Origin of the sequence: Blautia sp. HCP3S3_B11 (assembly GCF_052064435.1) — a bacterium.
In the GTDB taxonomy this organism is placed as follows: Bacteria; Bacillota; Clostridia; order Lachnospirales; family Lachnospiraceae; genus Blautia_A.
Genome location: NZ_JBQHVP010000003.1, coordinates 150602 through 175102 on the forward strand (window position 1 = coordinate 150602; position 24501 = coordinate 175102).

General features: G+C 39.9%; 20 protein-coding genes and 1 pseudogene. 4 read left to right on the forward strand and 17 right to left on the reverse strand.

Annotation, left to right across the window (positions count from 1 at the left end; translation table 11 throughout):
* Positions 1-165: 165 nt before the first annotated feature.
* Positions 166-1029, reverse strand: a complete 864-nt coding sequence (locus ACTNC0_RS03415) for a substrate-binding domain-containing protein (RefSeq protein WP_008705068.1) — start codon at positions 1027-1029, stop codon at positions 166-168.
* A 315-nt stretch (positions 1030-1344) separates the two neighbouring features.
* Here ACTNC0_RS03415 and ACTNC0_RS03420 point away from each other — a divergent pair, with 315 nt between their 5' ends.
* Complete coding sequence (locus tag ACTNC0_RS03420) at positions 1345-1737, forward strand: C-GCAxxG-C-C family protein (protein WP_118331562.1); 393 nt, start codon at positions 1345-1347, stop codon at positions 1735-1737.
* Positions 1738-1994: 257 nt separating this feature from the next.
* Here the strand turns inward: ACTNC0_RS03420 and ACTNC0_RS03425 are convergent.
* The 4 genes and pseudogenes from ACTNC0_RS03425 to ACTNC0_RS03440 form a co-directional block, all read right to left on the reverse strand.
* Positions 1995-2408: pseudogene (locus ACTNC0_RS03425) on the reverse strand (transposase); the annotation flags it as partial.
* Between the two features lie 94 nt (positions 2409-2502).
* Positions 2503-3303: a helix-turn-helix transcriptional regulator gene (locus tag ACTNC0_RS03430; protein ID WP_019163021.1), complete on the reverse strand. Its 801-nt coding sequence runs from the start codon at positions 3301-3303 to the stop codon at positions 2503-2505.
* A gap of 351 nt (positions 3304-3654) precedes the next feature.
* On the reverse strand, positions 3655-5052 hold the full coding sequence (locus ACTNC0_RS03435) for an MFS transporter (RefSeq protein ID WP_441033463.1): 1398 nt from the start codon (positions 5050-5052) through the stop codon (positions 3655-3657).
* A gap of 167 nt (positions 5053-5219) precedes the next feature.
* Positions 5220-8258 (reverse strand): glycoside hydrolase family 2 TIM barrel-domain containing protein, encoded by a 3039-nt coding sequence (locus tag ACTNC0_RS03440; RefSeq protein ID WP_441086362.1) that lies wholly within the window; start codon positions 8256-8258, stop codon positions 5220-5222.
* A gap of 202 nt (positions 8259-8460) precedes the next feature.
* Between ACTNC0_RS03440 and ACTNC0_RS03445 the strand changes: the two genes are divergently transcribed.
* Positions 8461-9324: an AraC family transcriptional regulator gene (locus ACTNC0_RS03445; protein WP_441033457.1), complete on the forward strand. Its 864-nt coding sequence runs from the start codon at positions 8461-8463 to the stop codon at positions 9322-9324.
* Positions 9325-9831: 507 nt separating this feature from the next.
* Here ACTNC0_RS03445 and ACTNC0_RS03450 read toward each other — a convergent pair.
* Entirely contained in the window at positions 9832-9978 is a 147-nt protein-coding gene (locus ACTNC0_RS03450) for a hypothetical protein (RefSeq protein ID WP_441033455.1), read from the reverse strand.
* A gap of 196 nt (positions 9979-10174) precedes the next feature.
* Between ACTNC0_RS03450 and ACTNC0_RS03455 the strand changes: the two genes are divergently transcribed.
* Positions 10175-10534: an arsenate reductase family protein gene (locus ACTNC0_RS03455; RefSeq protein WP_173699908.1), complete on the forward strand. Its 360-nt coding sequence runs from the start codon at positions 10175-10177 to the stop codon at positions 10532-10534.
* 151 nt (positions 10535-10685) lie between these two features.
* On the opposite strand, the gene ACTNC0_RS03460 is transcribed toward ACTNC0_RS03455, so the two are convergent.
* From ACTNC0_RS03460 to ACTNC0_RS03475, 4 genes are all read right to left on the reverse strand, one after another.
* Positions 10686-11699, reverse strand: coding sequence for an ABC transporter permease (locus ACTNC0_RS03460; RefSeq protein WP_173705136.1), 1014 nt, complete (start codon positions 11697-11699; stop codon positions 10686-10688).
* Positions 11699-13195: a sugar ABC transporter ATP-binding protein gene (locus ACTNC0_RS03465; protein ID WP_441086363.1), complete on the reverse strand. Its 1497-nt coding sequence runs from the start codon at positions 13193-13195 to the stop codon at positions 11699-11701. The genes ACTNC0_RS03460 and ACTNC0_RS03465 overlap by 1 nt, the downstream gene beginning before the upstream one ends.
* A 140-nt stretch (positions 13196-13335) precedes the next feature.
* On the reverse strand, positions 13336-14397 hold the full coding sequence (locus ACTNC0_RS03470) for a substrate-binding domain-containing protein (RefSeq protein ID WP_118339954.1): 1062 nt from the start codon (positions 14395-14397) through the stop codon (positions 13336-13338).
* 300 nt (positions 14398-14697) lie between these two features.
* Positions 14698-16065 carry an MATE family efflux transporter gene (locus tag ACTNC0_RS03475; RefSeq protein WP_441086364.1) on the reverse strand — a complete coding sequence of 456 codons (1368 nt, stop codon included), beginning with the start codon at positions 16063-16065 and terminating at the stop codon, positions 14698-14700.
* A gap of 114 nt (positions 16066-16179) precedes the next feature.
* On the opposite strand from ACTNC0_RS03475, the gene ACTNC0_RS03480 reads away from it, so the two are divergent.
* Positions 16180-16404 carry a DUF6783 domain-containing protein gene (locus ACTNC0_RS03480; protein WP_441086381.1) on the forward strand — a complete coding sequence of 75 codons (225 nt, stop codon included), beginning with the start codon at positions 16180-16182 and terminating at the stop codon, positions 16402-16404.
* A gap of 21 nt (positions 16405-16425) precedes the next feature.
* On the opposite strand, the gene ACTNC0_RS03485 is transcribed toward ACTNC0_RS03480, so the two are convergent.
* From ACTNC0_RS03485 to ACTNC0_RS03515, 7 genes are all read right to left on the reverse strand, one after another.
* Complete coding sequence (locus ACTNC0_RS03485) at positions 16426-17610, reverse strand: Gfo/Idh/MocA family protein (protein WP_138271266.1); 1185 nt, start codon at positions 17608-17610, stop codon at positions 16426-16428.
* A 30-nt stretch (positions 17611-17640) separates the two neighbouring features.
* Positions 17641-18558: a sugar phosphate isomerase/epimerase family protein gene (locus ACTNC0_RS03490; protein ID WP_118576030.1), complete on the reverse strand. Its 918-nt coding sequence runs from the start codon at positions 18556-18558 to the stop codon at positions 17641-17643.
* Positions 18559-18574: 16 nt separating this feature from the next.
* On the reverse strand, positions 18575-19627 hold the full coding sequence (locus ACTNC0_RS03495; RefSeq protein WP_441086365.1) for a Gfo/Idh/MocA family protein: 1053 nt from the start codon (positions 19625-19627) through the stop codon (positions 18575-18577).
* Between the two features lie 28 nt (positions 19628-19655).
* The gene (locus ACTNC0_RS03500) at positions 19656-20831 is read right to left on the reverse strand and encodes a Gfo/Idh/MocA family protein (RefSeq protein WP_118330567.1); all 1176 of its coding nucleotides are present in this window, start codon (positions 20829-20831) and stop codon (positions 19656-19658) included.
* A gap of 95 nt (positions 20832-20926) precedes the next feature.
* Positions 20927-21889, reverse strand: a complete 963-nt coding sequence (locus ACTNC0_RS03505; RefSeq protein ID WP_441086366.1) for an ABC transporter permease — start codon at positions 21887-21889, stop codon at positions 20927-20929.
* Positions 21870-23372, reverse strand: coding sequence for a sugar ABC transporter ATP-binding protein (locus ACTNC0_RS03510; RefSeq protein WP_118330565.1), 1503 nt, complete (start codon positions 23370-23372; stop codon positions 21870-21872). Before ACTNC0_RS03510 ends, ACTNC0_RS03505 begins: the two co-directional genes overlap by 20 nt.
* Before the next feature lie 31 nt (positions 23373-23403).
* Positions 23404-24480, reverse strand: coding sequence for a substrate-binding domain-containing protein (locus tag ACTNC0_RS03515; protein WP_441086367.1), 1077 nt, complete (start codon positions 24478-24480; stop codon positions 23404-23406).
* Between the last annotated feature and the right edge of the window lie 21 nt (positions 24481-24501).

The following is a 24501-nucleotide window of genomic DNA, read 5'->3' on the forward strand; positions in this document are numbered from 1 at the left end:
GAATTGCTCCGCTGCTTTGCAGCTCCCGCAATTCTCAAACATTCGGAATCCGCAGATTTACTGCGTAAATCGCTACTTCCTCATGTTTGGCGGGTCCCAAGTTCAAACGCCTTATCGTGCAAGCACAAACGGCTTTTTGATCTTTGTACCCTGATATTAATCACATTATTTAGCAAGATCTTCCCACGTAGTAGTCTCGCCTGTGTATACAGCCTTTACCTGATCGCTTGTAAGTTCATCAACATCATTGTCTTTGTTTACGATAACTGCGATACCATCTCTTGCGATAACTGTAGCTGTAAGACCAAGGTCTTTCTCTTCATCTTTCAGGTCACGGGATGCCATACCGATATCTGCTGTTCCTTCTGCTGCCATGTTTACACCTGTTGTGGAATCACTCTGCTGAACTTCTACAGTTACGTCTTTGTTTACTGCTTCATAGCCTTCTGCAAGTTTCTCCATAACCGGTGTTACTGAAGAAGAACCTGCAACTACTACTTTACCGGAAACTCCGTCTGCTGCTTCATAAGCCTTAGCATCTGCTGCTTCTTTGATATAGCCGTTGTCCTCTACGATCTTCTGTCCGTCAGAGCTCATAATGTAGTTTACGAAATCCTTTGCTGCATCGCTTTCTTTATCAGATGTAAGGATGTTGAATGGACGTGCGATCTTGTAAGAATCATTGGAAACATTATCTACAGTAGCTTCTACGCCATCAATCTTAACTGCCTTTACTGTATCATCCAGAGAACCAAGTGAGATATAACCGATTGCATTTTCATCACCTGCAACAGTTGTCATCATAACAGATGTGCTGTTTGTTACACTTGCTTCATCCGTAGTCATATCTACTTTCTCACCGTCTTTTTCTTCTTCAATTCCAAACAGTTCTACGAATGCTCCACGTGTACCGGAACCATCCTCACGGGATACAACTGTGATGTCTCCGCTTGCTGCACTTACGATTGTTGTGAAAGCAGTTGCTCCGATAACTGCTGCTGTAAGGATTGTTGCGATTTTTTTCTTCATGATAATTTTCTCCTCTTCCCATGAGCCATGTTTTTAATATAAAATGAAAGGCTCATTTCCTTTTTAATATCTTTATGTTTTATAACTTGTTGCCTCATTTACAAGTGCTATTATAGAAATCCAAAGTTAAATGTAAAACCACGCTAAAGTAAAATCTTTGTAAATTGAAAATTTTTGTGAAGATTGTAAAAACAGGTTCAAGGTGCTATCATAAACTATATCTTCAAGTCCCCACCCACTGCTTATTACTTTTCGCAAGTCAAGCAGGGAACTTACTTGATTCGGTTAAAATTTATACACAGGAGGATTTTATATATGGAAAATTTAAGATGTGAAAAAGCAGTAGAAAAGAAACATAACGGATATAACTGTGCACAGGCTGTGGCCTGTTCTTTCTGTAAAGAGGCATCTATGGATGAGGATACACTCAAAAAGATCACACAGGGATTCGGTGCAGGTCTTGGCACTATGGCCGGTACATGCGGAGCAATCTCCGGTGCTGCAGTTGTAGCTGGACTTATTAACCAGGACAAAGCCGGAACCTCTCAGACTGTCCGCTCTGTCATGAATCAGTTTAAACAGCAGAATGGAACTGTAATATGTAAAGACTTAAAGGGTGTAGAAACCGGAAAGGTAATCCGCTCCTGTGATGACTGTGTCAGAGATGCGGTGAAATTCCTGGAAGACGCATTAAAATCAGGAAATTGATTTCAGCAGATATTCACAATACATGAGGGTGTAAAAATTCTTGTGTCTATGGAAAGTAAATCTTTCTGATAAGAAATAGATATGTAAAATTTTGCACAAGTAAGGCATCATGATTATTGCCTTTTGTGGGCTCTGCCCACACCCGACCTCTGGAATAGGATCGGAAATTTCTGGCAATAATATAAATGCCGAAGGAATAGACAGAGAGCAGGAATGAGGGGCTTAAAAGAGCTTCCCATTCCTGCTTTTCTTTTCTCTTACAGATAAGCAGTAAGCCGTTCTCCGTAAAGGACTATAAGCTGATTCAATACCTGATCCCAGTTCCGGTATCTCTGCGTCCACTTTTTGACTACGTTCTCGCTGGCAAGATACAGCATCTTTTCCAATGCAGAATCGCTTGGGAATACGCTTTTCGTTTTCGTGACTTTCCGATACTGGCGGTTCAATCCTTCTATGATATTTGTCGTGTACATAATGCATCTGATATCATTAGAAAACTGAAAAAAGGAACTTACATCTTCCCAATTATTTTCCCAGTTACTGATCGCGTACGGATATTTCTTCCCCCATTTTTCTTTCATGTTTTCCAGCTCTGTTAAAGCGGCTGCGCCTTGCCTTTCTTGTTTCTTTAGAATACACCTTACTCTTTTCATAATAGAATAAAACTCTTTTTTCTACAAATATTTTTATATTATATCATCCACACATGAAATCAAATACATAACACTGTAAAATCAAAGTAAATATTTCGATCAACAGAACCTTTTATGACAACATCTCTTTCACACAAGTACTTCGATAATCACTTGGTGATATTTTATATCTTTCTTTAAATACTCGGTTAAACGTTCTCTGACTTTCAAATCCACTATCCAGACAAATATTTGTAATAGAATCACTCGTATTTTCCAAACGATGGCATGCATAGTTCAGCCTTGCATCGTTAAGATATTGATTAAAGTTTCTATGGAATGTCTTGGAAAAGAGTCTGGATAAAACATACTTGCTCACGCCCAGGTCTTTTGCCATCTCTTCTAACGAAAACTTCTTCTTGAAATTTGCTGATATATAGGAAACTGTCTGGTAAATAAGATCGTTGCTCCCCACACTGCTCTTTTCTACCAAATTTAATTTTCCTATGCAGCGTGCCAACACAATTTGAAGATATGCCTGTGCAACAGTAATATCCGACTGTTCTGTCTCTAAAATTGCATTTATAACCCTATATACCTCCGGTTCAACCTTTTCCGCTTTGATGATTGGGTATTCAGGAGCCATGGATTGCATGATATCTGCAAATTTGGCTATCGTAAATGGCGATGCAATCAGATAAGTCGCTTTATTTACACCGGGTGTCAGTACCTGATAGTGATGAATAACATCTGGAAATACAAAGCCTATATCTCCTTTTTCCATATGGTATAGTTCCTGTCCGACACCAAGTTCTAATGCTCCACTTGTTACACAAACGATCTCCAGTGCATTATGAAGATGTGGTTCAATATGTTTTGACTTCCTATTTATTGCTATGATCTCCTCTTTTGTGTCAACATATTTTAACTGCATGAAATACTCCCCTTTGCAACATTTGTCTATATCTTCTTTCGATTTGGCAAGCAATCCTTTTACACCTATCTTATAATCAACTTGTAAATAAGGAAAGGAGGAATTGCAAATGAGCAACCTAAAAAAATATCTGAATGACCTTTTAGTATTCTACACTGAATATTTTGAGCATCCTTACCATGTATAAATACTAAAAGGACTATTTTGTGAAAACTGAATATTTTCTTAAGGCCATTTCACAAAAATGAAGTGGTCCTTTTTTATTTTCAAAATACAGTTCAATCACTTTATATATAGAAAAAAGCACTGTCTCATCGAGCAATGACCAGACAACGCTTTCTCCTGTCAATTCTAATTTATGTCTGATGCATCTGTTACTTCATCTGCAGCAATTTCTTTTTCTGCTTTCAGTTTTTTATTTGCATCTTCTACATTCATTCTTGAAAGTACAAACATAATCAATACATCAAAGATTAACGGAAGCCAAAGATACATAAACTGCATCATATCAAGTGCAGACTGCGGCTGAGTTGCATTTGTTCCAATATATCCACTGAACTCAAGCAGCCATCCAACAACAGCGGTTCCAATACCTCCACCGATTTTTACGCCAAGAGAAGTACAAGAGTACATCGTTCCGTCAATTCTCTTTCCCTGTGTAAGATAAGTGTACTCAGAGCAGGATGCGATAACTGCATTCATATCTCCCTGCCATGGTCCCTGACCTAAGGCTGCAAGAGCTGTAAATGCCATCATCAGCGGAACACTGCCCATATATCCTGCAACAACAACAAGTGCTCTACCGATGACTGCTAAGACATAACCTCTTAAGTTCAGTTTATACATACCTTTCCACTTACCAACTAATGTCGGTGTGAAAATCAGGGCAATGATCAGTGGAATATTTACTGCCCATGCAAATTGTCCAAACAAATTCTTATTTTTCAGTACCCATGTCATGTAATAAATGCCAGCTCCAATCATGGCACCATATAACTGCTGTAAAATATATGTTCCACAAATCATCATGTAATATTTGTTTTTGACAAGAAGCTTGAATGCCTGTACCATTCCATACTTTTCATTATCATTCTTTACTTCTCCTTCATTAAGTTCTTCCTCCGGAAGTTCCTTAACAGAAAGTGCTGAAATCGTATTTACGACCAGACCAATGATTGCATAGATAATAGCAACCGTTCTCCATGCCGCAGCATCTCCACCACATTTATCTACAAATCCAACTGTAATCGCCTGAATCAGAAGACTTGTTGAAAATGCAAAAATAAAACGGTAAGATCCCATCTGTACACGCTCTTTGCTGTTCTTTGTAATCAGTGACGTAAGTGCTGAATAAGCAATATTGTTTGCTGTATAAAACACACCATTTAACAGTGTATAAGAAATAAAGAACCATGCATATTTAGCCGTTGTTCCCAAACTCACCGGTACTGCAAAGCAGCCGACCAGCGTAATGGCACAACCAATATATCCGTATAGCATCCAGGGTTTCGCTTTTCCCATTTTACTGTGTGTTTTGTCAATCATTGATCCAAAAAATATATCCGTAAAACCATCAAATAGTTTTGATACGGCAATCAGGGTACCCACGACACCTGCAGCAAGTCCTACCGAGTCCGTCAGATAGACCATCATAAAAGATGTCAGGAACGCATAGACTACATTACCTGCAATATCACCTGATCCGTATCCAATTTTGTTATACCATTTCAAATACTTTTTTTCTTCCATCGAATTTCTTTGCTCCTCATCTTCATCGCACTTAGAATCTCAATATGGCTAACCGTATGATATCTAATTCTGTTTTTTTCTCTGATTTTGTCTGATTGCTCTGTATATCCGGACTTTACATTACAATCAGACTCTCTTTCCTTGTTTACGGGTTACATGAAACTTTATTATCCCTTTACATACGGTATCAGTGTAAACTGAAACCGGAATAATACATCATCAAATCGGTACTGCTCCAATACAACTGGACCACAACTATTAGAACCAATGCCATTTAATGCGTAGTCAACACAGAATACTACACTATCTGATTCTATTAATTCATAATTATGCGTTTTCTTCTCAAGTTCTTCCTGTGTATAATAAGAAGCATTGAATGAAAATGCCTTTTCTGCGGATGCCACAATTCCATATCGGCTGTTGTTAAGCTCTACATATTCACAATCATAATGGCTTCCATTTTCCTGTGGACGGATATAGTCCTCATGTAAATCCCCTACATCTGCCCGGTACAAACCGTGGCTCGCAGCCTGATGTTTATCACAATAACTTTCCTGTGGTCCCATTCCAAAGTATCTTACAGCTGAAAGTTTTTTATCCAGGAACATCCTCACACCAAATCTCGGAAGATCCGGGAATTCATCGTCTTTTGTTACTACAATATCTGCATCAATCTTTCCAGCAGCTTCTATTTTCCATGTAATCGTCACATCAAGAATCTTCTGTACTGTCTCTGCCACAACGGAAGCATGGCTTGTAATCTTCACACCATGTTTTCCCTGCACAACCTCTGTCGTATAGGCTCTTGTGTAAGCCTTATCATAGTGGGCTTTCTTCCATTCAGACTTGATGTACATATCGTTATCTGTTGGAGCTCTCCAAATATTTAATTCCATCGGATGGTTCAAGTATTCCCGCCCTGCGAATTTCATCTCTGTAAAGAGTGCAGTACGTTTGTCTATGGTATAAGCAAATTCACGCCCCTTGATATGAATCTGTGTATCATTTTCATTTACCTGTAATTCAGAGTCCACTACTGTTTTTGGTATCCATTTCTCTGCAAGTTTAAATTTTGTATCCTCTTTACTTACCTCAATTTCATCAAATCCAAGAATATGGTCTTCATCCAACAGTGGCAATTCTTTTTTCAGATGGTAAATAAGTTTTAAATAACATTTCCCATTCTCTGGAACATTGATCTTCAGGTTTGTTTTTCCTTCCCCGTGTGGTGCCACAGAAAACTCCGGAAGTATGCCTTTGCTGATCACAAGACCATCCTGTGTCAGCTCATAACTAATCTTCACATAAGCTTTCAAGTCATCAAAATCCATGTAGTTATGAAGCACCAGTTCTCCGCTTTCTTTGTTATAGGAAACAACTCTTGCCGGGCGATAAACATTCTTGTATTCCAAAAGTCCTGTATGTACCGTTCTGTCCGGATATACTAATCCATCCATACAGAAGTTGCCATCATGAATTTCTTCGCCATGGTCGCCCCCATAAGCATATATAGTCTTTCCATTCTCAGCAGTTCCATGAGCAATCGCATGGTCACACCATTCCCAGACAAAGCCGCCGCACATTTTATCATTATCCTGAATCATCTGGAAGTAATCTTCAAAATCTCCAGGTCCGTTTCCCATGCTGTGACAGTACTCTACCAAAAGGAAGGGTTTGCTTCCATCTTTATCCAGATATTCCTGAATTTCGGAAAGCGCTGGGTACATCCGGCTGTACACATCCAGATTGCTGTAATCATATGTTTCATCATAATTACGGTATCTTGCACTCTCATATTGTGTGATACGGTCTGGATCAAAATTCTTTGTCCATTCCAGTGCTTTTTCAAAGTTGCAGCCATAAGCACTCTCATTTCCCATTGACCACATAACAATACAGAAACGGTTTTTGTCACGTTCCACCATGAGTTTTACGCGATCAACGATTGCCTCTTCCCATACCGGATCATCTGCAATCTTCTCATTCCATCGTTTGAACCGATTGTAATCAGTGTCTTCTCTTCTGTAGATCATAAATGGACCATGAGCTTCAATATCTGCTTCATCTATTACCATGAATCCATACTTGTCACACATTTCATAGAAAAATGGTGCGTTCGGATAGTGGCTGGAACGGATCGCATTAAAATTATGCTGCTTCATTAACGTAAGATCGGTTGTAATCTGTTCCGGATTGATTGTAAATCCAGTAACCGGATCAGAATCATGTCGATTGACACCACGGAATTTAATCTTCTGTCCATTTAAATAAATAACCTGGTCTTTAATCTCTATCTTTCTTAATGCAATGTGATCTACAATTACTTCATTCTCTGTTTCAAGAATCAGTTTATAGAGATATGGATTTTCTGTATTCCAAAGTTCCGGACTTGCGATTTCTAATACAGCTGTTCCTTCTTCAGCAATACTTCCTAGTGCTACAACTGCTCCGTTTCTATCTTCAATCGAAATTTTTACATTTAACGGAGAGTAGAATTTCATTTCAATTTCTACTTTCGCAAGCATATCATCAATTCTTGTTTTAATATGATAATCACTGATTGCCTGTTTTGGGCGTTTCAAAATGTACACATCCCGGAAAATACCACTCATACGGAATTTGTCCTGATCTTCCAAATAGGAACCATCACACCACTTCATGACCAGAACCGCTATGCTGTTCTCTCCGTCCCGAAGGAGGTCGGTGATATCAAACTCACTGGTCATATGAGAAACCTGGCTATACCCTACATAAGAGCCATTGATCCATACATAAAAGCAACTGTCTACTCCTTCAAAATTCAAGTAAGCTTTTGGTGCATTTTCATCTTTGTGATAAACAAAGGTATGTGCATATGTTCCACATGGAATATCCTGTGGTACATACGGTGGATCAAATGGGAACGGATACCTGATGTTTGTATACTGATGTGTGTCATATCCTGCCATCTGCCATACACTCGGAACCTGAATCTCATCAAAATTTTCTGTATCATAATCTTTCTCAAAGAAGGGTTCCTGAACATCATAGATACTGTTAAAATACTGGAACTTCCAAGTTCCGTTCAATAACTGCATTCGGTCTGACTCTTCCCTGTGCTCCACCAGGTTATCCATTCTTTTGGATGCCGGAATAAAATAGGCTCTGGCTGGCATTGTATTTTCATGCAGTACGCTTAAATCCTCATAATAACGTGGTACAATCATAAATAACTCTCCTTTAATACATATACATTTTTTTGCACTTTGTTTTTCCACAGCAAACCTTGTCTTTTATTTTTATGTTTACGTTTCTCTGTTTTGCTATATATATCTTATCCTAATCTGCAAAACATGTCTATGAATTGGATTAGACAAAATATGCACTAAATGATACAATAACAAAAAAAAGGAAAAGAGGTGCTACCATATGTATATGAATACCGGTTATTTAAACCACTCCCATATGGATTTCAAAGACAAAAGTCGCCCACTGGTTGTAGGAAGTTGCGGTACTTACCGCCTTTCCAGCCATCCAAAGTTACCAACCTACCGTCCAAGGGGACGCCTGGATTATCAGATTATCTATATCACTGCTGGTTGTGGGCATTTTCATTTTGACAATGTGGATAACGAAACGATTGTCCCCGCCGGTAATATTGTACTGTACAGACCGAAGGAACTTCAGAAATATGAATATTATGGAAAAGATAAGATAGAAGTATACTGGATTCATTTTACAGGCAACAATGTAAAAAATATCCTACGGCAATATGGATTCCCGGATAAAGAGCGTGTATTTCAGGTCGGAACCTCTATGGAATACGAACAGATTTTCAAGCGTATTATCATCGAGCTTCAGCGTTGCCAAGATAATTATGAGGAAATGCTTGTCCTTCTGCTCCGTCATCTTCTGATCAGTTTCCACCGGGAACTGACAAGAGAGCACATATTAAAAAATGAATATCTTGATCATGAGATGGATAAAGCAGTTACCTTTTTCAGTGAAAATTATAACCAGAATATTAGCATAGATGATTATGCTGCCTCACGTGGAATGAGTGTCAGCTGGTTTATCCGAAACTTCAAAAAATACACAGGTTCTACACCAATGCAGTTTATTGTGGGAATCCGAATTAACAATGCCCAGATGTTACTTGAAACAACAACCTATTCCATCAATGAGATTTCTAAGATTGTCGGATATGATAACCAGCTTTATTTCAGTCGGCTTTTTCACAAGTTGAAAGGATATTCGCCGAGAGAATACCGAAAGCTGAGAAACAAATTCTGAAATCCACAAAGAGGATACCACCGAATTATCAAAAGAGTAGAGGGTGTAAAAATTCTTGTGTCTATGGAAAGTAAATCTTTCTGATAAGAAATAGATATGTAAAATTTTGCTGTCGAATTAATGATTATGCGGCTGTCGAATATATCTTTGTACTTACAGTATTGCCATGTAGGAAAATTATATACATCATTTTCGATTTTTTTGTATGACAAGTAAGGCATCATGATTATTGCCTTTTGTGGGCTCTGCCCACACCCGACCTCTGGAATAGGATCGGAAATTTCTGGCAATAATATAAATGCCGAAGGAATAGACAGAGAGCAGGAATGAGGGGCTTAAAAGAGCTTTCCATACGGCACGTTGTCAATCGGATATTCGCAATCCGCTTTCGCTACTTGCTCATAACCGAATAACTGCTCCGCAGTTTATCAGGAGGGGCTTGTACCCCTCCTGATACAAGCAAGTCCCACCCACTGCTTATTGCTTCTCGCAATTGAAGCAGGGGACTTACTTGATTCGGTTAAACTCCGACACTGTCATCTGCAGGATAGGAACAATAATCTCCTTATTACTCATAAGCTGTTTCATTCCTGCATCATACTCTGCGCCAGTCACTCCAGACGTATATACGTCCATCTTCGTCTCATCACGCATGATTTCTCCTCTCCGGGGAACTTAGACTGTTTTTTCTTTTGTATATGGATATATTAACATGAAAACCTGAACCTTACAATTCTTCCATAACATTCTCTTGCAAAATCGCCCTTTCCAATTTATGATATATCTATCTGGAACAATAATGGAGGAAGTAATTACCTGTAAATAGTTACGATAAATCTATACGAGGAGAATGTCTATGAAAGTTTTAGTTTACCGCAAATGCAGCACCTGCATGAAAGCTCTGAAATGGCTGGATGAACACAATATCAGTTATGAAGAACGGGCTATTAAAGAAGAAAATCCTACCTATGAAGAATTAAAAGAATGGTACACCAAAAGTGGTCTTCCACTGAAGAAATTCTTTAATACAAGTGGGATGCTCTATAAGGAAATGGGATTGAAAGATAAGTTAAAAGATATGTCTGAAGATGAACAGCTGAAGCTTCTTGCCACAGACGGAATGCTGGTGAAACGACCGCTGGTAATCGGGGATGACTTTGTACTTACCGGATTCAGGGAGAAAGAATGGATCGAGGCTATGCACGTGTGATGTGCATAGTCTCTCCTTTTTATTCAAATTTAATTGTTGTATTTGTTTCAGAAGTCTTATAAATTGCTTCCAGAATCTGGGTTATGCAGTACTTCTACTGTTCCTTTCATTTTCTGATTTATATTTATCTATGTTCTTTCTGGATATAATTTTATTTAAGTTTTCCACGGATCTTTGGTCCTGCCACCTGGATCATGATCACGATCAGCAGTATCATTCCTTTGATTGCATTATTGATCAGGGAGTCCATCTTCAGGCTGACAATAATCTTATCGATAACTGTATAGGACATCGCTCCAAACAGGATCCCCAGGCATCTTCCTTTTCCACCAGACATGCTGATGCCGCCGAGAACAACTGCTGCGATGGCGTACATCTCATAGCTGGTTCCTGTTGTTGCCGGGTCGCAGGATGCGTTCATGGCAATCCAGAGAAATGCTGCTACACCTACCAGTGCACCACAGATTGCAAATACAGAGATCTTCATGGCCGCAACATTGATGCCTGCCATTCTCGCACCTTTGAGGTTGCTTCCTACTGCATAGACTTTCTTGCCATATTTGGTACTTGTAGTAACAAATACAAACAGGATAGTCAGCACGATCAGAACGATTCCCACATACGGGATGCTGGCTACTTTTCCATTTCCCATGTTGTAGAGCATCTGATAAGAGCTCTTGTCAGATGCCATCTTATACACAGAACTTCCATTTCCAATGAGTACTTTATCCACATGCTGGCAGAAATACTGTGCAAAAGAACGGTACATCAGCATAGTTGCCAGAGTTACGATAAATGCTGGCATTTCCACCAGACCTACCATCACTCCGTTTACCAGACCGCAGAATGCACCAAACACGATCGCAAATAAAAATGTCAGCAGGATACTGTCTGTCATGTTAAAAATAATAACAGAAAATCCACCGTCCAGTGCCAGCATGGCGCCTACAGACAGATCAATCTCTCCTGTCAGGCAGACCAGTCCCATACCAATTCCGATAATTCCGATAACTGCGGAATGGCGGAATACATTCATAACTCCGCTCCAGGTAAGTCCGCTGGATGTAAAAGCATATACGATAAAGATTGCAATAAATACCAAAATATAACTGTATTCTCCGCAGAAGCTCATGATTCCTGCAGAAGCTGATTTTTTCTTGTTCATTATGATTCTCCCTTCTGCGCTGCATTTGTGGAATACAGCATTACTGTTTTTTCATCAATTTCTTCGTGCTGCAACATCTTTATGATCGTCCCTTCATAAAATACAGCACAGCAGTCCGCCACTTTGGCAAGTTCCGGGATTTCCAGTGTGTTGATCAGGATTGTTTTTCCGGCATCTGCCAGTTTCAGAATCAGTTTATAGATTTCTGCTTTGGCTCCTACGTCGATTCCCTGTGTCGGATTGTCCAACAGGAGAATACCTGCCTCTGTATTTAACCAGCGGGCAAGAAAAACTTTTTGCTGGTTTCCACCGCTTAATGACGTGATCGGATCCTTGGGATCTGCGGCTTTTATGGAAAGCAGCTTTTTGTATTTCTCATAACGCTCTCTTTCTTTTCCGGCAGAGATTAGTGGTTGTCGGGCAGACAGAACCTGTTCTGAAAGATACATATTTTCCAGAATGCTCATATCTGGGATTACGGAATTCTCTTTTCGGTTAGAAGCCAGCATGGCAATTCCTGCTTTCATCGCTCCCTGAATACCATGTATTCTGCATTCTTTTCCAGAAACTTTCAAAGTTCCGCCTGTCACCGGTACTGCTCCGAAAAGTCCCTGAAGCAGTTCGCTGCTTCCTGATCCCTGCAGTCCTGTCAGACCTACAATACTGCCTTTTTTTACTGTAAGATTTACATTGGAAAATCCATGTCCGGACAGTCCATTTAACTCCAGAACGTTTTCTCCCAGCTCCCTTTTCTGGTAAACCTCCTGATGTGAAAACTTCTCTCCAACCATCAGACCAGTTACCTCTTCCTGTGTAATTTCTGAGAGCTTTCCGCTTTTTATAAACTCACCGTTTCGCAATACTGTATATCGGTCAGCAATCCGGAAAATTTCCGGCATCTTATGGGAAATAAATATAAATGCTGTGCCATTCTCTTTCAGACGGCGAATAATCTGGAACAGGTGCTCTACCTCATCATTATTCAGTGAGGTAGTCGGCTCATCCAGGATCAGCAATTTTGCCTGGAAAAACAGTGCCTTGGAAATCTCCAGCAGCTGTTTCTGGCTGGTCTTCAGATTTTCAACCTTTTCTTCCGGTTCAATCTCCACTCCGAGTTCTGTAAAGAGCTGCTGTGTTTCCCGGATCATCCGCTTCTTGTCCAGTGCCCCGGTTTTCTTTTTGTATTCTTTCATAAGAAAAATATTCTCATAGACTTTCAGGTCATTGAACAGGTTCAGTTCCTGATGAACGAATGCGATCCCAAGTTTTTCGGACTGCTGGATCGTCATTTTTCTTATCTTTTTTTCATTAAATTCAACTTCGCCGCTGTCTGCCGGAAAGACACCGGCAAGAATGTTCATCAACGTTGATTTTCCGGCACCATTTTCTCCCAGCAGCGCATGGACTTCCCCTTTTTCTATCGTCAGCTGTACCTGCTTCAGGACGGGGATCCCGTTAAATGATTTGCAGATATCCTTCATGCACAATAGGCTCATTTTTTCCTCCTTCACCCCTCAATGAATAATAAGCAACTGTAAACGACTATATGGGACCGTCCCATTAAGGGCGATTAAGGGACGGCCCCACTGTGTTAAAAAATATGACTTGGGTTTTATGATATCATCAATCTGTTGTTTTAGAATGATGGATAATCCTTTACATTGTCAGAATTTACGATCTCGCATGCGATGACATGATCCTGCTCTACTTCTTCACCGTCAAGGTGATCTACCATATCCTGAATTGCAGTCTGGATCATTGCAGGGCTGTAAGTTACGGAAACAATTCCACCGCACTGCTCTGCGATATCCTGGAAACTTTCACCTCTCATTACTGCATACAGTTCGTCAAGTCCGCCGCATCCTGTAATGTATGGTTTGTTTCCAAGGAATGCTTCTTTCGTAGCGTCATCGATTCCGCCACCCTGAAGTGCTTCCAGGATTCCCATTGCAAGTTCATCATCTTCTGCATAGAACCATTTAATATCAGCATTTGCACTGTCACCAAGAAGAGATTCAAAAGAAGTCTTTGTATCAGAACGGCTCCAGTTCATTGCTCCGGAATAGGTGATGGATTTTAAATCATCCTCTGTCCATTTCTTGTCATCTGCGATTGTTTCACCGTCGTATTCCAGTTCACCTGTCAGGTATTCTGTGAAACCACTGTCACGAAGAGAGGTTACAGAAGAAGTGTCTCCCTCATATACATAAACTGCTTCGCCCGGTGTCATTCCTTCGGATACGAAGTATGCTGCTGCGGCAGCTCCGATTCCCTCATTGTCACCTTTTACATTGGAAACTGCACTTGAGGAAACACCGTCAATGATACGGTCAAATGCAACATAAGGGATTTCTGCGTCTACTAACTGCTGGATTGCAGACTGAACTGTGTCATCGATTGGCTGGATAACAACTGCAATATTGTCTTCTCCGGAAGCTACGATATCTTCGATATTAACAATCTGCTCTGCTGCATTTGCAGATGTGATCAGTTCTGCGGTATATTTGCCGTCGTTGTTTACTTCTTCCACTTTCTCTTTCGCGAAAGTTGCAACAGAACCTGTCCATCCGTGGTCTTCCGGTGCTGTCAGTACATAAATATGTGTGGCGTCATCTGCTGCATATACGCATACGCCTGCGCTAAGACTTCCTGCTGCCATTGCAGCTGCTGTTAAAATCGCTAATGTTTTTCTCTTCATGATTATTTTTCTCCTTTTCTTTCAAACTCTGTTATGACCGGTAAAACGGTCTGTCAAATAGATAACTGTTTTCTTAACCTACAAAGTTTCTTAGATATTTTGCACTTAAGTCAAGCGGATATTCGCAATCCGCTTTGCTACTTGCTCATAACCGAATAGCTGCTCCGCAGTTTATCAGAAGGAGCTTACACTCCTCCTGATACAAGCAAGTCCCCACTCACTGCTTATTGCTTTTCGCAATTGAAGCAGGGGACTTACTTGATTCGGTTAAATAAATGATGATTCTTTAATCAGTTCTTATCAAGTCAGCTTCCTGATCCATTTATAACTTCTGAATCTCAGGAACACAGGCACACATTTAAACAGCTGATCCGACTGGACAGCTACAACTACCCATTCCACCGGCAGTTTCCATACAAACGCAGCCAGGAAAGACAGGGGCATTACAATTCCCCATGTTGAGATCAGATTCATATACATCTGGAATTTTGTATCTCCGCCGCCCTGAATAACACCTACAGAAACCGGCATCTGATAAGACATTCCCACCATGACCACACTCATGACTATCATCAGATGGTCTGCAAGGATTGTTGCCTCTTCTGTGAGATTATACATAGACAGCAACGGTTTTCTCAAAATAAGCAAAACTATTGCCAGTATAATTCCTATGGAAATATCGATCACTGACAACGTCCGTCCAACAGCCTTCACTTCATTTCTGTCGCCCTGACCGATAGACTTTCCGATCACTACAGAGGAAGCAGAAGCGATCGCTACTACTATTACTTTTAAATACTGAAAGAACGTTGTTGCTACGGAATTTGCTGCAATCGCATCTGATGAAAGATGTCCCAGTATTGCAGTCTGCATAGGGATTGAAATTGCCCAGACCAGTCCGGAAAGGATGACAGGGGTGGATACTTTAATAAAATCCCTGCACAGTTTTCTGTTCTCAGCTGTGAATGTTCCTCTTAATAAGCCACCATCAAATACCCGGACTTTCTTATCAATCTTTGCCACATAAAACAGAACGATCAGAAACTCCAGGCTTCTGGCTGTCAGTGTTCCTATTGCAGCACCTTTAATCCCCATTTCCGGAAATCCAAAATGCCCGAAGATCAATGTATAATTAATTCCGCCGTTTACGATCAGAGATATCACAGAAACAACAAATGAAATCTGTACTGTCTCCACACTTCTCAGCATGGAGATCAGAAGATTACTGATCAGGAATAAGACAAACGTCCATTTCAATATCTTAAGATAAATCTGGCCTTCCATGATAATGTCCGGTGATGTTGTGAACAGGCCAAGCAATTGTTCCGGAAATGCCGAGCATATAGCAAGGATGATCATCGCTGCCAGCAGACTGAATATCAGTACAATTCCTGTCAGTTTCCTGATCGCATATGTATCTTTTTTCCCCCAGTACTGGGAACTCATTATGATCAGTGCACCTCCGATTGCAAGCGCAAGCTGATTTACAACAAAGAAGATCTGGTTCACAGTGGCTGCCCCGGAAAGTGCATTCTGATCATAACTTCCAAGCATCATATTATCCAGCATATTCACACTGTATGCCACCAGATTCTGCAGCGCCACAACCAACATTAACCTGAAAAACACCTTATAAAAATTTTTGTCCTTTGTAAAAAATGTCTCCATATTTTATAATCCCTCATTAAACAAAAAAGGTCAGAAACCTTTATCTGATTTTTGACCTCAAAGACTATACCTGATTATAACTTTTTTCCAAGCCTAGAGCGTGTTTGAAAAATCATTCCCACAAATTATGACGCGCATCTTGCGGAAAGCATTTTTCAAACACGCTCTAAGACTATTCTTATACTAACACTAAAAGACAAGTCTTACAATTCTTTTTTCGGTCTTCGCAGAAATACTGAAACCAGTCAAGCTGCTGTTTACACACCACTATCCCGAGACATACAAGCTAAAATTTCATTGCCGCAGGCAAACTGGAATGAATTTTGGCTATGTTACTGAGAACGGAGTGAACAGTAACGATTAATGAACATCTACCCATGTATGAGTTTGTGCTGATTTAAGGATTGCATCTGAAATCAGTTCTATTTCATATCCATCTTCAAAATTCGGGCTTGCCTGTGTATCGTTTGCAATAGCATTGAAGAAATCATAACATTCCACAATTTTAGTTTCTGTATAACCAATACCAAGAGCAGGAATTGGCCACAGTCCATTTCCATATGGATGATTTGGTCCTGTATAGATCGTTCTGAATCCTCGACGATCGTCCGGATCACTGGCAAAGCATACCTGCAGCTCATCTCGACGTTCATAATTGAAATATAAAGAGCCTAATGTTCCATGGATTTCAAATGTAATATAATTATTTCTTCCCCATGCATTTCTTGTTGCTTCAATGCTTCCAAAGGCTCCATTTTCACATTCGATCATAAACATACACTGATCATCTACATCTACTGCTTTTTTCGGTGTATCCTTGTTAAGACGTGCATTTCCAAGACTATCGGTAAGTCCGCTCTGAACCGGACGTTCCGGAATATAGGTTGCTGTTCTTGCATTTACCTTTTTAAAGTCTCCTACCAGAAATCTCAGCATATCTACCACATGAGTTCCTATATCACCAAGAGCTCCGCTTCCGCAAATATTCTTCTGGAATCTCCAGGACAGCGGAGATTCCGGATCAGCTGACCAATCCTGTAAATAAGTTCCTCTGAAATCAAGGATCTCACCAATAGCGCCTTCTTCAATATATTTTTTAGCCAGCTGAACAGCCGGTGTTTTTCGATAGTTGAAAGCTACTAATGTTTTAATATTATTTTCTTTTGCAGTAAGATACATTTCTCTGGCCTGATCAACAGTTAATGCCAGTGGTTTTTCACAGATAATATGTTTTCCTGCCTTTGCAGCTGCAATTGCAATTTCAGCATGAACATTATTCGGAGTGCAGATATCCACAACATCAATCTCCGGATTATTTACCACATCATGCCAATCTGTAGAATAAGATTCAAAAGCAAACTTATCTTTAGCTTCTCTGGCAATTGCTTCATTCATATCAACGATCATCTTTTTGACCGGAATGATTGGTGCCGGCCAGAAAAACATAGGCATACCAGCATATGCAATGGAATGAGCTTTAGCCATAAATCCTGCACCAATCAAACCGACATTCATTTTTTTAGGACTTGCATTATTCTGATCCATTTTTATTCTCCTTTCCGTCCGGCTGCGAAATCAACCAACGAAATTTCTTAAATATTTTGCTGACAGCTTCACTGCTTTTTTAGCATTATCAAGACTGCCTTCAAAAGCCTTATCTTCTACTTCAATTACACTGTAGCCCTGATAACCAATGTCTGTTAATGCTGATACATATTTGCCCCAGTCAACATCTCCAAGACCACATAATTTCGGTGACATGTATTTCAAAGGATATGCCATAATACCAACATCATTTAATTTATCCTGGTATATTTTGATATCTTTGTAATGCACATGGAAAATCTTATCTTTAAACTCGTAAATTGGTTTAATGTAATCAATCTGCTGCCATACAAAATGAGAAGGATCATAATTTAAGCCAAGATTATCGTACGGAAGTACTTCAAATACTTTTCTCCAGTTTTCCGGAGAAGTCATCAGATTCTGTCCTCCCGGCCATTCGTCTGCAGTAAACCACATAGGACAGTTTTCAATAGCGATTTTTACGCCTTTTTCCTTCGCATATTCCAGGATCGGAGGCCATACTTCTTTTACAATTTCCAGGTTTTCTTCAACATTTTTGTCCGGTACTCTTCCAAGAAATGTTGTAACCATATTTACATTTAACATACTGCTGGCATCTATCAATGCATAAATATGATCAATATACTGTTTTCTCTTTTCCAGATCCGGATCAAGTGTATTTGGATAGTATCCCAGAGATGAAATCTCTACATTTCTCTCTTTACAGTACTGGATGATTTCTTTAGCTTTTTCTTCTGTTAATGCTTCCGCATCAATATGACATACACCAGCATAGCGTCTCTTAGCCCCACCTGTATTTGGCCAGCAGGCAACTTCAAGACATTCCAGCTGATTCTCTGCTGCAAAGTCAACTGCTTCTTCAAATGTTGTACCTTCAAGAATTGCTGTTAAAAGTCCAAACTTCATAGTCAATTTCCTTTCATCAAATATTTACATCAACACTCTGATTTGTCTCACTTGAAAGCCTGGCTGCCTCCAGAATTTTCATTTGACGTATGGTATCCTCCGTTTTCACCAGGAACTCTCCTTCTCCCTTCAATGCAGCAATAAGACTATTCCAGAAACACATAGTCGTATCGCCTTCATTTGGCAGAGGAATTTTCTCTTTATAAAGATTGTCCAGAGGTGCTAACGTCAGACTGGGCGCAACGCTTCCCCTTTTCGATAACTCTTCAACATCTACTTCTGTTTTCAGACGAACAATGCTTCCGTTTTCTCCTGTCATATCATCCAGACGCAAAGTTCCTCTGTTGCCAAGTGCAAACCATCGCGGCATTTCACATAAAGCAAATGTTGTCAAGACGATTTTTGCATATACATTATTTGAGAATGTTAAATTTAATTCCACATAATCTTCGACATCTTCTACAAGAATTGATCTCATCCTGCATTCGATGCGAATCACCTTTTCCTCCGGAAACAACTGTAAATATTGGTCGATCAGATGTGTTCCCCAATCGTTCAATAAGCCTCCACCGGATTTTTCTCTGCCACGCCATCCGAAAAGGATTCCTCTTTCTCCATGAACACGTGACTCTATGGTATGAACATCACCGATCACATGGCTGTCGATCACTTCTTTTAACATCAGATAATCTCTGTCAAAGCGTCTCGGTTGATGTACTGTGAATTTTTTTCCTGTTTTATCAGATATAGCAATTATCTCTTCAAGTTCTTTCATATTCATGGCCACCGGTTTCTCACATAAAACGTGGAAACCGGCAGTCATTGCCTGAGTGGCATAATATGCACGTTCTTCGATTTTAGTTGCCACGATGACAAGATCCATAGTTTCTTTGAAAAATGTTTCCAGCTGTTTTTCCGAATATACATGATATCCATCAGACAGACCTTCTTCTCGTCGTCTTTGTTCTTTATCAAGAATTGCAACTACACTTGCCTGACCACTTTGAACTATCTTTTTTTTATGGAGCTGGCCCATATAGCCATATCCGATTATTCCAACTCTTATCATCGCGTTTTTCCTACTTAATTACGCACATTTATTTAACTTTAACCCAGGAACCTGTTTCATTGGACTCAAGAATTGCATCACAAACTCGATCCAGTCTGTATCCAACACCAAAGTTAGTAGATGGCTGATATCCTTCCACAATTGCTTTTCCAAATTCATACATTTCAATTGCTTTTAACTCACCATATCCAATATTCATACCCGGAATGTTCCATGTTACATCGCCATGTGGGTTTGCAGGACCTGTGTAGATTGTTTTAAATCCTCTTTCTCCATCCTGATCTTCCATTCCATAGCATACATTCAGCTCATTCAGGCGTTCATAGCACCAGGAAATGCTTCCCTTTGTTCCATGAACCTCTAATGTAATATAGTTGTTTCTTCCCCATGCCATTCGTGTTGCTTCGCAGCTTCCGATAGTTCCATTTTCAAATTTCAGAAGTGTTGTTACCTCGTCGTCAACATCAACCGGTTTTCTCTTTGCATCCGGTCCTAATTTTACAGTACCAAGAAGGTCAACTCCGCCCTCCTGTACCGGACGTTCAGTGATATATGTTTTAACAATAGAAACAACTTCAGAAATATTTCCTGCAAGATACTGAGCAATATCCAGTGCATGTGTAGCAATATCACCAAGTGTTCCTGCTCCGGCAGTTGCTTTTTCAAATCTCCAGGATAATGGAGAAGATGGGTCTGCAGACCAGCTCTGAAGATACTGAGTTCTGATATTTGTCAGCTCGCCAAGTCTTCCGGATTCAATGATCTTTTTCGCTTCATCAATTGCAGGTACACGACGGTACTGGTAACCATTCATGGAAACTATACCTTTTTTCGCTGCCTCTGCTGCTGCTTCAGCCATTGCTTTCGCATCTTCGGTTGTGGATGCGATCGGTTTTTCACAGATTACATGTTTTCCGGCTTTTAATGCTGCAATGGAAACTGCTGCATGTTCATTATTAGGTGTACAAACACTTACAATATCGATTTCAGGATCATTGATAATATCCATCCAGTCTGTACATGCTTTTTCAAATCCATATCTTTCTTTGAAATCCTCTGCGATTTCAGGAACAATGTCACATACTGTTTTAAATACAGGGATAAATGGTGCATCTGTAAAAAGTTTTGGCATATTTGAAAATGCTACCATGTGTGCTTTTCCCATAAAACCAGCGCCTACTAAACCAATGTTCATTTTTTTCATGATCTAACCCTCCGTAATCATCATAATATAAATATTTTTTTAATTTTTAATTTTAATCACATATATCAATCTTTACTTTTATAAATCTTCTTTAATTAATTTGATTTCTTTCTCTGCGCCAGGTTGCTAAGTGCAACTGCTGCAATGATAATAAAACCATTTACCATCTTCTGCTGTGCAGATGAGAGGTTTGCAAGAATCAAAGCATTGCTGATCATTCCCATAAGAATAGATCCTGCAAGAGCTCCAATAATAGAACCACTTCCACCTGCCATAGATGCTCCACCGAGAACAACCGATGCGATTACAGACATTTCGTCACCGTCACCAAAGGAATATCTTCCTGACTGCATACGTCCTGCATACAGAACACCTGCAAAAGCAGAAAGTGCTCCGGATAACATAAAGACATACATCTTGATTCTCTGTACTTTTATTCCTGAATACTGAGCAGCCATCTGATTTCCACCTGTTGCCAGAGTATGTTTTCCAAATGGTGTTCTGTTGAAAAGTATATAACCTAAAATGTAGAATAAAATAGTCCAAAGGATCAGAACAGAAATAGGTCCCACAAATCCTGTACCGAATATAGTATTAAATACTGTATTTGAAATCGGCACTGCCTCTGTATTTGTAATCCACATTGCTGCACCTCGGATCACCTGCATCATTCCCAAAGTAGCAAGGAAAGCAGGAAGTCCTAATCTGGTCACAAGCAAACCATTAATGACACCTACTGCGACACCAAAAATCAGGGCAACAATAAGAGCAAGGAAAATATTGTTGGTAGACTTTAAAACCAGAGCCACTAACATGGCACTCATTGCTGTGTTAGAACCAACTGTCAGGTCAATCTGGCCTGCACTTAACACAAACACACCGGCTACTGACATAATTGAGATCATAGCTGTCTGTCTTAAAATGTTTAAAAGGTTCTGTGTGCTGGCGAAACCGTTATCTCTTAATGCAATTGCGAAGAATACAAATACAACTGCCAGAACGATATACACCATATATTTGCTCATCTGTATTTTTTTATTATTTTCTCTGGATTGCATGTTGCAGTTCCTCCTCTTTCATAAGTTCTTTGCGGCCTATTCTTCCTGTGATCTTTCCATCAAAAATTGTTATGATGTCATCACAGATTGCCATCATTTCTGCTAATTCGGATGAAGCAAAAATTACTGCGCCACCCTTATCCGCAAACTCTCTGATAATAGATATGATCTCACCTTTCGCAACGATATCAACACCTGCTGTAGGCTCATCAAACATAAAAATTTTAGGATTGGAATTTAACCATTTTGCAATAACAATCTTCTGCTGGTTTCCACCTGAGAGCAACCTGATCTCCTGATTCATATTGTCAGCTACAACTCCCAGATCCTGGATATTTTTTTCAACGATATCATGTGCTGCCTTATCATCATTAAATATCCCATTTTTTACCAACTGGGCAGAAATCGGAAGAATAGCATTTTCTTTAATGGTATGCGAAAGTACCAGTCCTTCTTTTCTTCTGTCTTCCGGAACCAGTGCAAAACCACAGGCTACTGCATCGGAAGGATTTTTGATTTCAACCTTTTTACCTTCCAGTTCAATGCTTCCACTTACAGCCTTTCTAAGACCAAACAGAGTTTCCATGATTTCCGTTCTGCCGGCTCCCATCAGACCGGCCAGACCAAGAATCTGGCCGGGTTTGATGCTAAAGTTGATATCATCGATTTTGTCATTAATTTTTAAATGTTTTACAGTAAGAAGATCCTCTGCGTTGCGATCATACTCTCTGGGAACATACTCAAACTTTGTTTCTTTTGCTTCATTTCCCATCATTTGAGCTACGATCTCTTCCATTGTCAGATTTTCTACTTTTTCTGTAATTACCTTTTTCCCATCTCGAATAACTGTTACTCTATCACATATTTCAAGTATTTCGTTCATTCTGTGAGAAATATAAACCATGGATACGCCTTCTTCTTTCAGCTGACGGATCATCTTAAATAAGAACTCCGTTTCTGAATCAGATAAAGCTGCAGATGGCTCATCAAAAACCAAAATAGATGCATTCTTGGAAACGGCTTTGGCAATTTCTACCATCTGGCACAAACCAACACTCAGTTCTGAAACCGGTGTACCCGGATCTAAATCCAGACCTAATCGTTTTAAAACCTTCTCTGTTTCCTGTTTCATCAATTTAACATCTCGCATACCATGCTTTTTCAGCTCATATCCCAAAAATATATTTTCTGCGATCGTCAGGCTCGGAACCAGGGACATCTCCTGGAAAATCATAGCGATTCCATTTTCTTTTGCATCATTTGTGCTTTTAATTTCTTTTTCTTCACCCTTTATGATGACTTTTCCACTGTCTTTTGTGTAAACACCGGTCATAATCTTCATCAGAGTGGATTTTCCGGCTCCATTACCGCCAACAAGAGCATGCACTTCACCTTTTGCAAGATCAAAATCAACGCCTTTTAATACGTTTACTGCACCAAAAGATTTTACAATCTGCTCCATTTTTAAAATGCTTTGGCTCATTTTGTTCCCCTATCTATTATTTGAAATTGTCTTACTCTACATAAGCTTCTTTTAACCAGTCTGGTGTTTCAACATGATATACATCTGTATATGCTTCCATTACATTCTCATGAGTAACTGTTTCAGCAGGAACAGCTACATAAGAAGGTGTTTCTTCGCCAAGAAGTGCCAATGCTGCCAGTTTTGCCTCTGCAACACCCTGATCATATGGCATCTGAGCACCACCACCTGCAATATTTCCGGATGCGATCTCACGCGCTACGTTATTACCAAGGTCATTACATGCCAGAGTAACTTTTCCTTCCATACCAGCTGCTCTTACAGCGGAAAGAACACCTTCCATAGGCACATCCCAGCTTGCATAAATACCATCAATGTTCGGGAACTGTGTAAGAATAGCATCTCCCTGTTCAGCACAGCCGGATTCATCTGTGAAGCCCTGCTCTGTTACAATTTCAATATCCGGATAATTTTTCATTGCATCGCGGAAACCTTCATCACGCTGGTTTGTAGGAGCAAAGTTTGCATCATAGTAAACCATTGCAACTTTTCCTTTTCCGCCTAAAGCATCTCCAAGAACAGTTCCTGATGCATATCCATTACCATAGTTATCTGCAGATACAACGCTTACATAGTCTTTTCCTGCTTCCAGACCATTAGCTCTCTGATCCATGAAAACAATTTTAATACCAGCTGCTGCTGCCTGTTTGTAAGCATCTGCTGTTGCAGTAGCATCTGTAGGAATTGAAACGAGAATATCAGGTTTTTTTGCCATAACTGTTTCAATATTAGATACCTGTGTTTCTGCTGAGAAGTTAGCATCTGTTACAGCCACAATTTCAATACCAAGTTCTCCAAAAGTATCTTCCAGTCCCTTCTGCTGAGAAGTTGACCAGTCGTTTCCGCCATAGTGCAGACAGATTGCAGCTGTATATCCGCCTTCTTTGATCTGTGCGATCTGATCATCTGTCAGTTCAATAGTGGAGGCATCTACTGCCGCTTCACCATCCGGTCCCACAGAACGGATTTCTGCAGCCTGTACATTCCCTGCTAATGCCATTGTTAATAAAGTAGCTGTTGTAAGCATTCCTACTATTTTTTTTCTCATTTTGCTATCCCCCAATTAATA

What these genes read in the sequence shown, in the direction of transcription:
- ACTNC0_RS03415 (WP_008705068.1), bottom strand. Translation starts at nt 1,029, where the DNA reads ATGAAGAAAAAAATCGCAACAATCCTTACAGCAGCAGTTATCGGAGCA.
- ACTNC0_RS03420 (WP_118331562.1), top strand. Translation starts at nt 1,345, where the DNA reads ATGGAAAATTTAAGATGTGAAAAAGCAGTAGAAAAGAAACATAACGGA.
- ACTNC0_RS03430 (WP_019163021.1), bottom strand. Translation starts at nt 3,303, where the DNA reads ATGCAGTTAAAATATGTTGACACAAAAGAGGAGATCATAGCAATAAAT.
- ACTNC0_RS03435 (WP_441033463.1), bottom strand. Translation starts at nt 5,052, where the DNA reads ATGGAAGAAAAAAAGTATTTGAAATGGTATAACAAAATTGGATACGGA.
- ACTNC0_RS03440 (WP_441086362.1), bottom strand. Translation starts at nt 8,258, where the DNA reads ATGATTGTACCACGTTATTATGAGGATTTAAGCGTACTGCATGAAAAT.
- ACTNC0_RS03445 (WP_441033457.1), top strand. Translation starts at nt 8,461, where the DNA reads ATGTATATGAATACCGGTTATTTAAACCACTCCCATATGGATTTCAAA.
- ACTNC0_RS03450 (WP_441033455.1), bottom strand. Translation starts at nt 9,978, where the DNA reads ATGCGTGATGAGACGAAGATGGACGTATATACGTCTGGAGTGACTGGC.
- ACTNC0_RS03455 (WP_173699908.1), top strand. Translation starts at nt 10,175, where the DNA reads ATGTCTATGAAAGTTTTAGTTTACCGCAAATGCAGCACCTGCATGAAA.
- ACTNC0_RS03460 (WP_173705136.1), bottom strand. Translation starts at nt 11,699, where the DNA reads ATGAACAAGAAAAAATCAGCTTCTGCAGGAATCATGAGCTTCTGCGGA.
- ACTNC0_RS03465 (WP_441086363.1), bottom strand. Translation starts at nt 13,195, where the DNA reads ATGAGCCTATTGTGCATGAAGGATATCTGCAAATCATTTAACGGGATC.
- ACTNC0_RS03470 (WP_118339954.1), bottom strand. Translation starts at nt 14,397, where the DNA reads ATGAAGAGAAAAACATTAGCGATTTTAACAGCAGCTGCAATGGCAGCA.
- ACTNC0_RS03475 (WP_441086364.1), bottom strand. Translation starts at nt 16,065, where the DNA reads ATGGAGACATTTTTTACAAAGGACAAAAATTTTTATAAGGTGTTTTTC.
- ACTNC0_RS03485 (WP_138271266.1), bottom strand. Translation starts at nt 17,610, where the DNA reads ATGGATCAGAATAATGCAAGTCCTAAAAAAATGAATGTCGGTTTGATT.
- ACTNC0_RS03490 (WP_118576030.1), bottom strand. Translation starts at nt 18,558, where the DNA reads ATGAAGTTTGGACTTTTAACAGCAATTCTTGAAGGTACAACATTTGAA.
- ACTNC0_RS03495 (WP_441086365.1), bottom strand. Translation starts at nt 19,627, where the DNA reads ATGATAAGAGTTGGAATAATCGGATATGGCTATATGGGCCAGCTCCAT.
- ACTNC0_RS03500 (WP_118330567.1), bottom strand. Translation starts at nt 20,831, where the DNA reads ATGAAAAAAATGAACATTGGTTTAGTAGGCGCTGGTTTTATGGGAAAA.
- ACTNC0_RS03505 (WP_441086366.1), bottom strand. Translation starts at nt 21,889, where the DNA reads ATGCAATCCAGAGAAAATAATAAAAAAATACAGATGAGCAAATATATG.
- ACTNC0_RS03510 (WP_118330565.1), bottom strand. Translation starts at nt 23,372, where the DNA reads ATGAGCCAAAGCATTTTAAAAATGGAGCAGATTGTAAAATCTTTTGGT.
- ACTNC0_RS03515 (WP_441086367.1), bottom strand. Translation starts at nt 24,480, where the DNA reads ATGAGAAAAAAAATAGTAGGAATGCTTACAACAGCTACTTTATTAACA.